The 13,953-nt window shown below is 53.5% G+C and carries 11 protein-coding genes and 3 pseudogenes; 10 read left to right on the top strand and 4 right to left on the bottom strand.

All coding sequences use genetic code 11. The features are described 5' to 3' along the window. Positions 1-52 precede the first annotated feature (52 nt). Positions 53-2,194: a phosphate acetyltransferase gene (pta, locus tag ACOTZP_RS14565; RefSeq protein WP_022648836.1), complete on the bottom strand. Its 2,142-nt coding sequence runs from the start codon at positions 2,192-2,194 to the stop codon at positions 53-55. Positions 2,195-2,269: 75 nt separating this feature from the next. Next, positions 2,270-3,472: an acetate kinase gene (gene ackA, locus ACOTZP_RS14560; protein ID WP_022648835.1), complete on the bottom strand. Its 1,203-nt coding sequence runs from the start codon at positions 3,470-3,472 to the stop codon at positions 2,270-2,272. Between the two features lie 335 nt (positions 3,473-3,807). Between ackA and yfbV the strand changes: the two genes are divergently transcribed. From yfbV to ACOTZP_RS14525, 7 genes and pseudogenes are all read left to right on the top strand, one after another. Next, the gene (gene yfbV / locus ACOTZP_RS14555) at positions 3,808-4,263 is read left to right on the top strand and encodes a terminus macrodomain insulation protein YfbV (protein WP_003861459.1); all 456 of its coding nucleotides are present in this window, start codon (positions 3,808-3,810) and stop codon (positions 4,261-4,263) included. Between the two features lie 92 nt (positions 4,264-4,355). Beyond that, positions 4,356-4,850, top strand: a complete 495-nt coding sequence (locus ACOTZP_RS14550) for a YfbU family protein (RefSeq protein WP_008502874.1) — start codon at positions 4,356-4,358, stop codon at positions 4,848-4,850. Positions 4,851-4,861: 11 nt separating this feature from the next. Beyond that, entirely contained in the window at positions 4,862-5,521 is a 660-nt protein-coding gene (locus ACOTZP_RS14545) for a sugar phosphatase (protein ID WP_022648834.1), read from the top strand. Between the two features lie 75 nt (positions 5,522-5,596). Continuing rightward, positions 5,597-7,429, top strand: coding sequence for an SLC13 family permease (locus tag ACOTZP_RS14540; RefSeq protein ID WP_022648833.1), 1,833 nt, complete (start codon positions 5,597-5,599; stop codon positions 7,427-7,429). A gap of 107 nt (positions 7,430-7,536) precedes the next feature. Further along, a pseudogene (locus ACOTZP_RS14535) lies at positions 7,537-7,628 on the top strand (hypothetical protein); the annotation flags it as partial. A 124-nt stretch (positions 7,629-7,752) separates the two neighbouring features. After that, positions 7,753-7,827 (top strand): annotated as a pseudogene (locus tag ACOTZP_RS14530) (hypothetical protein); the annotation flags it as partial. Between the two features lie 306 nt (positions 7,828-8,133). Beyond that, a pseudogene (locus ACOTZP_RS14525) lies at positions 8,134-8,226 on the top strand (hypothetical protein); the annotation flags it as partial. An 82-nt stretch (positions 8,227-8,308) separates the two neighbouring features. Here ACOTZP_RS14525 and yfbR read toward each other — a convergent pair. Together yfbR and alaA are read right to left on the bottom strand one after the other, a co-directional pair. Further along, positions 8,309-8,908 (bottom strand): 5'-deoxynucleotidase, encoded by a 600-nt coding sequence (gene yfbR / locus ACOTZP_RS14520; protein WP_022648832.1) that lies wholly within the window; start codon positions 8,906-8,908, stop codon positions 8,309-8,311. 117 nt (positions 8,909-9,025) lie between these two features. Continuing rightward, positions 9,026-10,240 carry an alanine transaminase AlaA gene (gene alaA / locus ACOTZP_RS14515; RefSeq protein ID WP_022648831.1) on the bottom strand — a complete coding sequence of 405 codons (1,215 nt, stop codon included), beginning with the start codon at positions 10,238-10,240 and terminating at the stop codon, positions 9,026-9,028. A 936-nt stretch (positions 10,241-11,176) separates the two neighbouring features. On the opposite strand from alaA, the gene lrhA reads away from it, so the two are divergent. The 3 genes from lrhA to nuoB all read left to right on the top strand — a co-directional run bounded on the left by lrhA (position 11,177) and on the right by nuoB (position 13,876). After that, positions 11,177-12,115, top strand: a complete 939-nt coding sequence (gene lrhA, locus ACOTZP_RS14510) for a transcriptional regulator LrhA (protein WP_058677682.1) — start codon at positions 11,177-11,179, stop codon at positions 12,113-12,115. Positions 12,116-12,745: 630 nt separating this feature from the next. Further along, a complete protein-coding gene (gene nuoA / locus ACOTZP_RS14505) occupies positions 12,746-13,186 on the top strand; it encodes an NADH-quinone oxidoreductase subunit NuoA (RefSeq protein WP_003861475.1) in 441 nt (146 codons plus the stop codon). A gap of 15 nt (positions 13,187-13,201) precedes the next feature. After that, on the top strand, positions 13,202-13,876 hold the full coding sequence (nuoB, locus tag ACOTZP_RS14500) for an NADH-quinone oxidoreductase subunit NuoB (RefSeq protein ID WP_003861482.1): 675 nt from the start codon (positions 13,202-13,204) through the stop codon (positions 13,874-13,876). Positions 13,877-13,953: the final 77 nt, after the last annotated feature.

Below are 13,953 nucleotides of genomic sequence, written 5' to 3'. Positions count from 1 at the left end.
GGCCTACAAAACCCTGGGCCCGGTAAGCGCTAGCGCCACCGGGCTTTTTAGCTTACTGCTGCTGCGAAGACTGAATCGCCGTCAGCGCGATGGTGTAGACGATATCGTCAACCAGCGCACCACGAGACAGGTCGTTCACAGGCTTGCGCATACCTTGCAGCATTGGCCCGATGGAGATCAGGTCTGCTGAACGCTGTACCGCTTTATAGGTGGTGTTACCGGTGTTCAGATCCGGGAAGATGAACACGGTAGCGCGACCTGCAACCGGCGAGTTAGGCGCTTTAGATTTCGCAACGTCAGCCATTACCGCGGCATCGTACTGGAGCGGGCCGTCGATCATCAGATCCGGACGTTTTTCCTGCGCAATGCGGGTCGCTTCACGGACTTTCTCTACGTCGCTGCCTGCACCAGAGGTACCGGTGGAGTAGGAGAGCATCGCGACGCGCGGTTCGATACCGAAGGCAGTCGCGGAGTCCGCAGACTGGATAGCGATTTCTGCCAGCTGCTCTGCGGTTGGGTCCGGGTTGATCGCGCAGTCGCCGTAAACGTAAACCTGTTCAGGCAGCAGCATGAAGAACACGGAGGAGACCAGAGAGCTGCCCGGTGCGGTTTTGATCAGCTGCAACGGTGGACGGATGGTGTTCGCGGTGGTGTGAACCGCACCGGAAACCAGGCCGTCAACTTCGTCCTGCTCCAGCATCAGCGTCCCCAGCACGACGTTGTCTTCCAGCTGCTCGCGCGCAACGGCTTCGGTCATGCCCTTGTTCTTACGCAGCTCAACCAGGCGGGCAACGTAGCTTTCGCGAACCACTTCCGGGTCAACGATCTCAATGCCAGCGCCCAGCTCAACGCCCTGAGACGCCGCAACGCGGTTGATCTCATCCGGGTTACCCAGCAGCACACAGGTCGCGATACCGCGCTCTGCACAGATGGCCGCTGCTTTAACGGTACGGGGTTCGTCACCTTCTGGCAGAACCACGCGTTTGCCCGCTTTACGCGCCAGCTCGGTCAGCTGGTAACGGAAGGCTGGAGGAGACAGACGACGGCTGCGCTCGGACGTCGCCGTCAGGGATTCAATCCAGTCTGCGTTGATGTAGCCCGCAACGTATTCCTGAACTTTCTCGATACGCTCGTGGTCATCAACCGGCACTTCGAGGTTGAAGCTTTGCAGGCTCAGGGAGGTCTGCCAGGTGTTGGTGTTCACCATGAAGACTGGCAGGCCAGTGGCGAACGCACGTTCGCACAGCTTGCTGACGCGCGGGTCCATCTCGTAGGCACCGGTCAGCAGGATCGCACCGATTTCCACGCCGTTCATCGCAGCCAGGCACGCTGCAACCAGCACGTCTGGACGGTCAGCAGAGGTCACCAGCAGGGAACCTGCGCGGAAGTGTTCCAGCATGTGCGGAATGCTGCGCGCGCAGAAGGTCACGGACTTCACGCGGCGGGTGTTGATATCGCCTTCGTTAACGATGGTGGCATTCAGGTGACGCGCCATATCGATTGCACGGGTGGCAATCAGATCGAAGCTCCATGGCACCGCACCCAGCACCGGCAGTGGGCTGGAATCCTGCAGCTTAGCCGGGTCAACTTTGATGACTTTCGCTTTGGAAGAGTCGTCGAAGATTTCGGACAGGTCAGGACGCGTACGGCCCTGCTCATCTACTGGCGCGTTCAGCTTGTTAACAATCACGCCGGTGATGCTGGTGTTTTTTGCACCGCCGAAGCTGCTGCGCGTCAGTTCGATACGCTCTTTCAGCTGCTCTGGGGTGTCCGTGCCCTGAGACATCACGAAAACAATCTCTGCGTTCAGGGTTTTCGCGATTTCAAAGTTCAGAGACTGGGCAAACTGGTGTTTACGGGTCGGGACCAGGCCTTCAACCAGCACCACTTCAGCGTCCTGCGCGTTTGCGTGGTAGTTGGCGATGATCTCTTCCATCAGCACGTCTTTCTGGTTGCTGGAGAGCAGAGATTCAACGTGGCTCATCTTCAGCGGTTCAGCCGCTGGCAGATTGGAGTTCTTACGAACGATGGAGGTGGTCTGGTCTGGCGCATCGCCACCGGCACGTGGCTGGGCGATAGGCTTAAAGACACTCAGACGAACGCCTTTGCGTTCCATAGCGCGGATCACGCCGAGGCTGACGCTGGTCAGGCCGACGCTGGTTCCGGTAGGGATCAGCATAATAGTACGGGACACGGTTTATCCTCTTTCGTTACCGCCGCGTTGGGCGGGCTACAAAACAGCACCGCCAGCATTGCTGGCGGTGTGGAATCAGGCAGTCAGGCGGCACGCGTCTTGCGCGATGACCAGCTCTTCGTTAGTTGGGATAACGATAGCCGGGCGGGTGCCTTCTTTGTTGATGAAGCCAGACTTGCCGAAGCGGGCAGCCAGGTTACGCTCGTGATCGACTTCGAAGCCCAGTACGCCCAGTTTGCCCAGGGACAGCTCACGTACCATTGCCGCGTTCTCACCGATGCCGCCGGTGAAGATAACCGCGTCCAGACGACCGTCCATCAGCGCGGTGTAAGAACCGATGTACTTCGCCAGACGGTGGCAGTAAACGTCCATTGCACGTTTAGCGTCAGCTTTTTCTGCGTAGTTGTCTTCAACGTAACGGCAGTCGCTGGTGACTTCGGTCAGACCCAGCAGGCCAGACTCTTTGGTCAGCATTTTGTTGATGTCGTCAACGCTCATGCCCAGGGTGTCGTGCAGGTGGAAGATGATCGCCGGGTCGATATCACCGGAACGGGTACCCATCACCAGACCTTCCAGCGGGGTCAGACCCATAGAGGTGTCAACACACTTACCGTTGCGGATAGCAGAAACAGAACCACCGTTGCCCAGGTGGCAGGTGATGATGTTGACTTCTTCAACCGGCTTGTTCAGTACTTTTGCGGCTTCCTGAGTCACATAGAAGTGGCTGGTGCCGTGTGCGCCGTAGCGACGTACGCCGTGCTCTTTGTACAGGCTGTATGGCAGGGCATAGAGGTAAGACTCTTCCGGCATGGTCTGATGGAACGCGGTGTCAAACACGGCCACGTTTTTATCTTTCAGATTCGGGAAGGATTTCAGTGCTTCAGCGATACCGATCAGGTGAGCCGGGTTATGCAGCGGTGCGAAAGACGCAGAGTCTTTGATGCCCTGAATCACAGAGTCGTCGATTACCACGGAGCTGGTGTATTTTTCGCCGCCGTGGACGATACGGTGACCAATCGCAGTCAGCTGAGCAGACAGTTCTGGTTTTTGTGCCAGAATAGTGTTAACGATAAAGTTCAGCGCTTCACTGTGAGCGGCGCCTGCACCTAAAGCCGCTTCTTGTTTGCTGCCGTCCATCTTCCACTTGATACGTGCTTCAGGCAGATGGAAACATTCGGCCAAACCAGAGAGGTACTCATCACCGTTGAGCGCATCGATGATGGCGAATTTCAGTGAAGAGCTACCGCAGTTCAGAACCAGTACTAACTTACTCGACATGGAAGTACCTATAATTGATACGTGGCTAAAAAAACGTCAATGAGTCTAAAGCGTAACGCATGCTGACTCAGACATTTATGATTAACATCATGCCAAACGAACATTCTGGCAGGATGGAAGAAATACCTATGATTTTAAGCCATTTTGAACATTTTTCAGACAATGGCATAATATGCGATAATTTGACGAGTTAACGCTTCTCGTCTACGGCCTATCAGGCTGGCACAGGATACCCGATACGGGGTAGCGATGACAAAATATTTTGAACGTTGTCATAGCCTGTTGTGGTTTTGCACGAAAATTTTAATTTTTATATGTGAAGTTGAGGTACAGCCATGTCAACACCTGAAATCCCGTCCGTGAACTTTTTTAGTCTGTTTCGTCGGGGACAGCATTACGCAAAGACATGGCCGATGGAAAAGCGCCTCGCGCCCATGTTTATTGAAAATCGCACTATTCGCGCCACGCGCTATGCGATTCGCTTTATGCCCCCGATCGCTGTCTTTACTCTTTGCTGGCAAATTGCGCTGGGTGGACAGCTTGGACCTGCCGTCGCGACGGCGCTCTTTGCGTTAAGCCTGCCGATGCAGGGATTGTGGTGGTTAGGTAAACGTTCCGTCACGCCACTTCCGCCTTCTATTTTACACTGGTTTTATGAAGTGCGTGGAAAACTGGAGGAGGCCGGCCAGGCGCTCGCCCCGGTTGAAGGCAAGCCGGATTATCAGGCGCTGGCGGACACCCTCAAGCGCGCGTTTAAACAGCTTGATAAAACATTCCTCGATGACTTGTGATTGATCATCGAAACGACGACCAAAAGAAGGCACAGTAACAATCAGTTACCGTGTCTTTTTTTTACAGTGCAATGCGCTACAGGAGTCGAAAGATGGAAATGACCCATGCTCAACGTCTGATTTTGTCTAACCAGTACAAGATGATGACTATGCTTGATCCCGATAACGCTGCGCGCTACAGCCGCCTGCAAACCATTGTTGAACGTGGTTTTGGCTTGCAGATGCGCGAACTGGATCGCGAATTTGGCGAACTGAAAGAGGAAACCTGCCGTATCGTTATCGACATCATGGAGATGTACCATGCGCTGCATGTGTCCTGGACCAATCTGAAAGACCAGCAGTCCATTGACGAGCGCCGCGTAACGTTCCTGGGCTTTGATGCCGCGACAGAAGCGCGCTATCTGAGCTATGTGCGCTTTATGGTGAACACCGAAGGGCGCTACACTCATTTTGATGCGGGTACGCACGGCTTCAACGCCCAGACCCCAATGTGGGATAAGTATCAACGTATGCTGAGCGCGTGGCACGCCTGTCCGCGTCAGTACCATTTAAGCAGCAACGAAATTCAACAAATCATTAATGCCTGACGGAGGTGCGTGTGCAGTGTAAAGGTTTTCTGTTTGATCTGGACGGTACGCTGGTGGATTCGCTGCCGGTAGTGGAGCGTTCCTGGTGTCATTGGGCCGACAGGCACGGCATCGACCATCAGGATGTACTGAATTTCATCCATGGCAAACAGGCCATTACCTCATTGCGGCACTTCCTGGCGGGACGTCCTGAGGAAGAGATTCAGGCGGAGTTCAAATATCTGGAGCAGATTGAAGCTACCGACACTGAGGGCATCACCGCGCTGCCCGGTGCGCGCGAATTGCTTGAGCATCTGAATGAAGCGCAGATCCCGTGGGCTATCGTCACCTCCGGCTCGGTTCCTGTCGCGCATGCCCGCCATAAGGCGGCCGGTTTACCGACGCCGGACGTCTTCATTACCGCTGAGCGCGTAAAGCGCGGCAAGCCCGAACCGGATGCGTTTCTGCTCGGCGCTGAACTGCTCGGCCTTGCGCCAGCGGAGTGCGTGGTGGTGGAAGACGCGGCGGCAGGTGTGCTGGCCGGACTGAACGCCGGAAGCCACGTCATTGCCGTTAACGTCCCGGCGGGGTCCCCGCGGCTGGAGGAGGCGGATTTTGTGCTTAATACTCTGACCGCCATCGACGTCTCGAAGGCATCAGACGGCGTTGTAACCGTCTCGCTAAAAATGTAATCCCATGATATAGCCCCGCATTACCGGGGCTTTTTTATGGCAGAATTGCTTCTCCTCCACTGACAAGGACATGTTGTGAACGGTGAACTGATTTGGGTCCTGAGCCTGCTGTTAATCGCCATCATTCTTTTTGCCACGGGCAAGGTGCGCATGGATGCCGTCGCCCTGTTTGTGATTGTCGCGTTCGTTCTGAGCGGTACCCTTTCCCTGCCGGAAGCCTTTTCCGGGTTTAGCGATCCCAACGTTATTTTGATTGCCGCCCTGTTTATTATTGGCGACGGGCTGGTACGCACCGGCGTGGCGACGATGATGGGGTCGTGGCTGGTTAAAGTGGCGGGCAGCAGCGAAACCAAAATGCTGATTTACCTGATGCTGACGGTCGCCGGACTGGGTGCGTTTATGAGCTCGACGGGGGTCGTGGCCATCTTTATTCCGGTTGTGCTGAGCGTCTGCATGAGGATGCAGATCTCCCCGTCGCGGCTGATGATGCCGTTGAGCTTTGCCGGGCTCATCAGCGGCATGATGACGCTGGTCGCGACGCCGCCGAACCTCGTCGTAAACAGCGAACTGATCCGTGAGGGGCTTGAGGGGTTTAGCTTTTTCAGCGTCACGCCGATCGGGCTGGTTGTACTGGTGATGGGCATTATCTATATGCTGTTGACCCGTTTCGCGCTGAAAGGGGAGAAGCAGGACAAAGCCAAAGAGGGCTGGAAGCGGCGAACTTTTCGCGATTTGATCAAAGAGTACCGTCTGACCGGGCGCGCCCGTCGGCTGGCTATCCGCCCCGGTTCGCCGATGATAGGCCAGCGGCTGGACGACCTTAAGCTACGCGAACGCTATGGCGCGAACGTCATCGGGGTTGAGCGCTGGCGTCGTTTTCGTCGGGTAATCGTTAACGTGAATGGGGTGTCAGAGTTTCGCGCGCGTGACGTCCTGCTGATTGATATGTCCACCGCGGACGTGGATCTGCGAGAGTTTTGTAGCGAGCAGCTGCTGGAGCCGATGGTGCTGCGCGGCGAGTATTTCTCCGACCGGGCGTTGGATGTGGGTATGGCCGAGGTGTCTCTAATCCCGGAATCGGAGTTATTGGGCAAAACCGTGCGCGAAATCGGCTTTCGTACCCGCTATGGCCTCAACGTAGTGGGCCTGAAGCGCGATGGCGTAGCCCTTGAAGGGGCGGTGGTGGATGAGCCGATCCTGCTGGGGGATATCTTCCTCGTGGTCGGCAACTGGAAACTGATTAGCCAGCTCGGGCAGAAAGGCCGCGATTTTGTGGTGCTGAATATGCCGATTGAAGAGAGCGACGCGTCACCGGCGCACAGCCAGGCGCCCCATGCGATTTTTTGCCTGGTGTTGATGGTCGCGTTGATGCTGACAGACGAGATCCCTAACCCGGTGGCGGCGATAATCGCCTGTCTGTTAATGGGCAAATTCCGCTGTATCGACGCCGAAAGCGCTTACAAAGCTATTCACTGGCCAAGCATCATTCTCATCGTTGGGATGATGCCCTTTGCCCTGGCGCTACAGAAAACCGGCGGGGTGGATTTGATCGTAAAAGGCTTAATGGACGCGGGCGGGGGATATGGTCCGTACCTGATGATGGTTTGCCTGTTCGTCATGTGCGCCACCATTGGTTTGTTCATCTCCAATACCGCAACGGCGGTGCTGATGGCGCCTATTGCGCTGGCGATGGCAAAATCGATGGGCGTTTCGCCCTATCCGTTTGCGATGGTGGTAGCGATGGCGGCGTCCGCGGCATTTATGACGCCGGTATCTTCCCCGGTCAATACCCTGGTGCTGGGGCCGGGAAACTATCGATTCAGCGATTTTGTAAAGCTGGGCGTGCCGTTCACCGTGCTGGTGATGCTGGTATGCGTGGTGCTGATTCCGGTGTTATTCCCGTTCTGAGAACATCGCCGGGTGGCGGCTACGCCTTACCCGGCCTACGTGATTCGTAGGCCCTGCAAGCGCAGCGCCGCTGGGCGAAAAACTACAGCGGCGAATCCTTGCTAATCTCATCCAGCGACTTCGTGAAATTGGCGTGCCGTTCACCGTGCTGGTGATGCTGGTATGCGTGGTGCTGATTCCGGTGTTATTCCCGTTCTGAGAACATCGCCGGGTGGCGGCTACGCCTTACCCGGCCTACGTGATTCGTAGGCCCTGCAAGCGCAGCGGCGCTGGGCGAAAAACTACAGCGGTGAATCCTTGCTAATCTCATCCAGCGACTTCGTGAAATTGGCGTGCCGTTCACCGTGCTGGTGATGCTGGTATGCGTGGTGCTGATTCCGGTGTTATTCCCGTTCTGAGAACATTGCCGGGTGGCGGCTACGCCTTACCCGGCCTACGTGATTCGTAGGCCCTGCAAGCGCAGCGGCGCTGGGCGAAAAACTACAGCGGTGAATCCTTGCTAATCTCATCCAGCGACTTCGTGAAATTGGCGTGCCGTTCACCGTGCTGGTGATGCTGGTATGCGTGGTGCTGATTCCGGTGTTATTCCCGTTCTGAGAACATTGCCGGGTGGCGGCTACGCCTTACCCGGCCTACGTGATTCGTAGGCCCTGCAAGCGCAGCGCCGCTGGGCGAAAAACTACAACGGCGAATCCTTGCTAATCTCATCCAGCGACTTCGTGAAGATTGGCGTGCCGTTCACCGTGCTGGTGATGCTGGTATGCGTGGTGCTGATTCCGGTGTTATTCACGTTCTGAGAACATCGCCGGGTGGCGGCTACGCCTTACCCGGCCTACGTGATTCGTAGGCCCTGCAAGCGCAGCGGCGCTGGGCGAAAAACTACAGCGGTGAATCCTGACTGATCTCATCCAGCGACAAATGGAAGCTCGGCACAAACACCTGCATAAAGTAATCCATCTCTTCGCTACGGCGGGAGTCGAGCGTTTTCTCCAGGCGCGTTTTCGCCAGCAGGAACTCGTTATTCCCCGCGGATAACTCTTCCAGACATTTCAGGTAGGCGCACAGCGCATCGGCCTGCTTAACCAGGGATTTCTCCTCTTCCGTATACTGATGCTCGTCGATCAGCGGCCCGAAGATATCACGCAGCTCATCAGGCACCATATCGATCAGCTTCTGCTGGGCAATCTTCTCAATGGCCTTATATTCCTGGGCAATCTGCGAGTTGAAATATTTCACCGGCGTAGGCAGATCCCCGGTCAGTACTTCCGATGCATCGTGGTACAACGCCAGCAGGGCGATACGTTCGGCATTAACCTGCCCGTTGAATTTGCGGTTTTTAATCGCGGCCAACGCATGAGCGACCATGGCAACCTGCAAACTGTGCTCAGACACATTTTCAGTGCGCACGTTGCGCATCAGCGGCCAGCGGTTGATGAGTTTCAGGCGGGAGAGGTGGGCAAAGAAATGACTCTGACTCATAGGTTACCTTATGTCTTCACTGCGACGGACTTCATTGTGCGGGGAGGGGAGGGAAGATGCAAATTTGCAGATGTTACAGGCCGGGTAAGCGCAGCGCCACCCGGCGGAAAGTCAGCGTTACTGATGGTACCCCGAGAGGAATCGTCCGAAGCGGCTGATGGCCATTTCGAGATCGTCTTCGCGCGGCAGGGTTACAATACGCACGTGATCCGGCCACGGCCAGTTAAACGCCGTCCCCTGAACCAGCAGCACTTTTTCCTGCAACAGGAAGTCGAGCACCATTTTCTGGTCGTCGTGAATATTGAAGCGCTTCGCGTCGATTTTCGGGAACATATACAGCGCGCCGTTAGGCTTCACGCAGGAGACGCCCGGAATATCATTAATTAATTCCCATGCACGGTTGCGCTGTTCATAGAGGCGGCCGCCTGGAACGATAAACTCGCTGATGCTTTGATAGCCCCCGAGTGCTGTCTGGATCGCATGTTGCGCCGGTACGTTGGCGCACAGACGCATGGATGCCAGCATCTCCAGCCCTTCAATGTAGCCTTTCGCATGTTTTTTCGGACCGTTCAGTACCATCCAGCCCTGACGGAAACCGGCAACGCGGTAAGTTTTAGACAGTCCGTTAAAGGTGACCGTCAGCAGATCGGGCGCCAGCGCGGCGATAGAGTGGTGCTGCGCCGCGTCGTACAGGATCTTGTCGTAAATCTCGTCGGCAAAGATGATCAGGTTGTGCAGGCGGGCGATCTCGACGATCTCCATCAGCAGCTCTTTTGAATAGACCGCGCCCGTCGGGTTATTCGGGTTAATGATCACGATTCCCCGGGTGCGCGGTGTTATTTTGGCGCGAATGTCATCCAGATCCGGGAACCAGTCCGACGATTCATCGCAAAGATAGTGCACCGCTTTACCGCTGGAGAGCGATACCGCAGCCGTCCACAGCGGATAGTCTGGAGCGGGAACCAGCATTTCATCGCCGCTGTTCAGGAGCGCCTGCATCGCCTGAACGATCAGCTCCGAGACACCGTTGCCAATGTAGATATCTTCAACGGTGACGTCGCGCATACCGCGAGCCTGATAGTGCTGCATAATGGCTTTACGGGCGGAATAAAGCCCTTTTGAATCGCAGTAGCCTTGTGCAGTGGGCAGGTTACGGATCACATCCACCAGGATCTCATCCGGCGCTTCAAAACCAAATGGCGCGGGGTTGCCGATGTTGAGTTTCAGAACCTTATTGCCTTCCTCTTCAAGGCGTTTTGCCTCTTTGAGTACCGGGCCACGGATGTCGTAACAGACGTTGTCGAGCTTGCTGGATTTTTCGATAGGGGACATGAACCTTTAACCTTTTCGCTATTATTGCAACTTCCTGCCGTGGAAGCAGCACGGAACAATGTACTCCCACCGCGCTTCGTTTTGAAGGGCGCACAGAAGAAGATTTTGTCCAACCAGGCAGCACTGCTGTGATTGCTTAATCTAATGATGGAGTGATTTTGCGCCTGAAATTACCGTGAAAACGCTTAATGTTGGGTTTTTTATGCTGAAAGTTTCACATAAATATTAATATTATTCTGATTTAAATTAAAAGACGATCCGGGCTGAAGCGTTAGTCCCCCTGAGTGACCATTCGTAAAACCTGAATGCTGAGATACAGTTTGCTCTATTAGCAAAGCCAGGTTAAAAGTTACTCATGTGAAATTAATGTTAAGTGTTATTAATGAATGGCCTGAATCTAAATTAAACTTTATTTATTATTAACGAAGAAAATGCAACTTTCGTTAATTTTAATAAAAAGAGTGTAGTTGCTTATCATTGGCGTTAAATCCGTTATATTGCAATAAGACTTATAAATATAGTGGATTTGGGTTAAGATGTGTTTTGGGAATGCAGCGTAGCGATAGGCCTGTTACGTATATCAGCTTCTGCCTTCCTGTATTAATCGATTGTTATTGTTAAAGTAATCTCTGGCTGATTGGGTAAGTCACATCTTGCTACGCTGGCAACGCTGCGATATAGATGGCAGAAAACATGTCTTACTCTTAATGGAATTTACATCTACCTTCAGATAACGAAATATCCTGAACGCAAGAGAATAAAAATAACGTCATGAAACGTGATTTCTGACTGTTGATATACCAAAGTACAATAACTATCTGTCAGGCAGTCTGCCGGGCCGGGACGCGAGGGAAACTCTTCAGAAGGAATTGCTTAACTGTTACACACAGCTTCAACCCGGGCAGCTCCGCACGAGCAACCTGAAAGTGAAAAGATATGATAAATGCAAATCGTCCGATAATGAATCTCGACCTCGATCTGCTGAGAACGTTTGTTGCGGTCGCCGATCTCAACACTTTTGCAGCAGCTGCTGCCGCCGTTTGCCGTACCCAGTCCGCCGTGAGTCAGCAAATGCAGCGGCTGGAACAACTGGTTGGTAAAGAGCTTTTTGCGCGTCATGGACGTAATAAGCTTTTAACAGAACATGGTATTCAGCTTCTGGGTTATGCCAGAAAGATACTGCGCTTTAATGATGAAGCCTGTATGTCATTAATGTTTAGCAACCTTCAGGGAGTGTTAACATTAGGGGCGTCAGATGAATCAGCAGATACCATTTTGCCCTTCCTTCTCAACCGAATTAGCTCGGTTTATCCGAAGCTTGCCCTGGACGTTAGCGTTAAACGCAATGCCTTCATGGTTGAGATGCTGAAAGAAAACGAGGTTGACCTGGTGGTCACCACGCATCGACCTGGCCAGTATGACTGCCTGACGCTGCGTACTTCTCCTACGCACTGGTACTGTGCCGCGGAGTACGTATTGCAAAAAGGTGAGCCAATACCCCTGGTCCTGCTGGACGATCCTAGTCCGTTCCGCGATATGGTGCTGACTGCGCTCAACGAAGCCAGTATTCCGTGGCGCCTGGCGTACGTTGCGTCAACGTTGCCTGCGGTACGAGCGGCAGTGAAGGCCGGACTTGGCGTAACAGCCCGTCCGGTGGAGATGATGAGCCCCGATCTGCGTGTGCTGGGTCAATCTGAGGGACTCCCGTCGTTGCCGGATACGGAGTACCTGCTGTGCCATAATTCCGCCAGCAATAACGAGCTAGCGAAAGTGGTATTCGAGGCAATGGAAAACTACCACAATCCATGGCAGTACGCGCCTGTTACTCCGGAAGGAGGGGATGACTCCCTGATTGTGGAAAGGGATTTTGAGTGATCATTCCCCCAAAATTCTCGTAACAAAATGTAAGTGCAAAAAAGAGCCACTCGCATGATTTTTTCCTGCGAGTGGTTTTTTTTGCTATTCATAACCGCGAACGGAGCAGGGTTAAAGCAAATACCGCTTATTTATCAATGCAGAAAATGCTTTGGTTAAGTTGTAAACGACACCACTTCTAACTTGCCTAATACCCCGCCGATGTTAAAAAAACAGGAAATATGTTGCTGTTTTTTTGATTGAATTAACAAAAGCGTGTCTCAGATCAAGAAAATACTCCCATTTGGGGGGAGGAATCGTTGGCAAATCCTGTCAAAATAGGAGGGTTATTTTTTTTACTTCCAAAACGGACACGATTCAACAAGATGCATTTGACGTAAAGTCATGTACCCACCAGGGTTAAAGGGCACCAAATGTTAATGAGAATCGCACGTTGTAATTTAATGTGAAGAAACCTTTGTTAAAGTTGACAAAAGGTTATAGAAAGGAGTAAAAAACCCCATCATTTTGCTGTCTATGTCTCATTTCTGACAGTTAGTGTAAGGTTATTTTGTTCCTCCCCATGAATCGATGTGATGCCCATCTGCCAGCAAGAGCAGTGTCGTCGGTATCACTTTTGATGAGTAAGCAATGAGTATGTCAACATCCACAGAAGTCATCGCTCATCACTGGGCATTCGCAATCTTTCTTATTGTAGCCATTGGCCTGTGCTGCCTGATGTTAGTCGGCGGCTGGTTCCTGGGCGGTCGCGCCCGCGCAAGGCACAAAAACACACCTTTCGAATCAGGTATTGATTCAGTAGGTACCGCTCGCTTACGCCTGTCTGCCAAGTTCTACCTGGTAGCCATGTTCTTCGTCATTTTCGACGTGGAAGCGCTTTACCTCTTCGCGTGGTCTACCTCCATTCGCGAAAGTGGTTGGGTGGGCTTTGTCGAGGCCGCAATTTTCATTTTAGTGTTACTGGCCGGTCTGGTTTATCTGGTGCGTATTGGCGCGCTGGACTGGACACCTGTGCGTTCACGCCGTGAACACATCAACCCGGAAAACAGTATCTCTAATCGTCAGCAGTAACAGCGAGGCAATAAGATGGATTATACGCTCACCCGCATAGATCCTAACGGTGAGAATGACCGTTACCCCCTGCAAAAACAGGAGATCGTAACCGACCCCCTGGAGCAAGAAGTCAACAAAAGCGTGTACATGGGCAAGCTCGAACATGCCATGCACGATATGGTCAACTGGGGTCGTAAGAACTCCATCTGGCCATACAACTTTGGCCTTTCTTGCTGCTACGTTGAAATGGTGACGTCATTCACTGCGGTGCATGACGTTGCGCGTTTTGGGGCCGAGGTACTGCGTGCTTCTCCACGTCAGGCTGACCTGATGGTGGTGGCCGGGACCTGCTTTACCAAGATGGCACCGGTTATTCAGCGTCTTTATGACCAGATGCTGGAGCCAAAATGGGTAATCTCCATGGGCGCATGTGCAAACTCCGGCGGTATGTACGACATTTATTCCGTTGTGCAGGGCGTTGATAAGTTCATTCCGGTGGATGTGTACATCCCGGGCTGCCCGCCGCGTCCAGAGGCCTATATGCAGGCGCTGATGCTGCTGCAGGAGTCAATCGGTAAAGAACGCCGTCCGCTCTCCTGGGTTGTTGGCGATCAAGGTGTCTATCGCGCGAACATGCAGTCTGAGCGCGAGCGTAAACGTGGTGAACGTATTGCCGTCACCAACCTGCGTACGCCTGACGAAATTTAATTTGCGCCTGTGGGCCTGGAGAACACCTTCGCATATCACTACTCAAATAGCGCGAAGCCAGGCTTAACAGTCACCAC

This window comes from Enterobacter cloacae complex sp. SYL001 (genome assembly GCF_049237025.1).
In the GTDB taxonomy this organism is placed as follows: Bacteria; Pseudomonadota; Gammaproteobacteria; order Enterobacterales; family Enterobacteriaceae; genus Enterobacter; species Enterobacter intestinihominis.
This window is presented reverse-complemented; position numbering and strand designations above follow the sequence as displayed.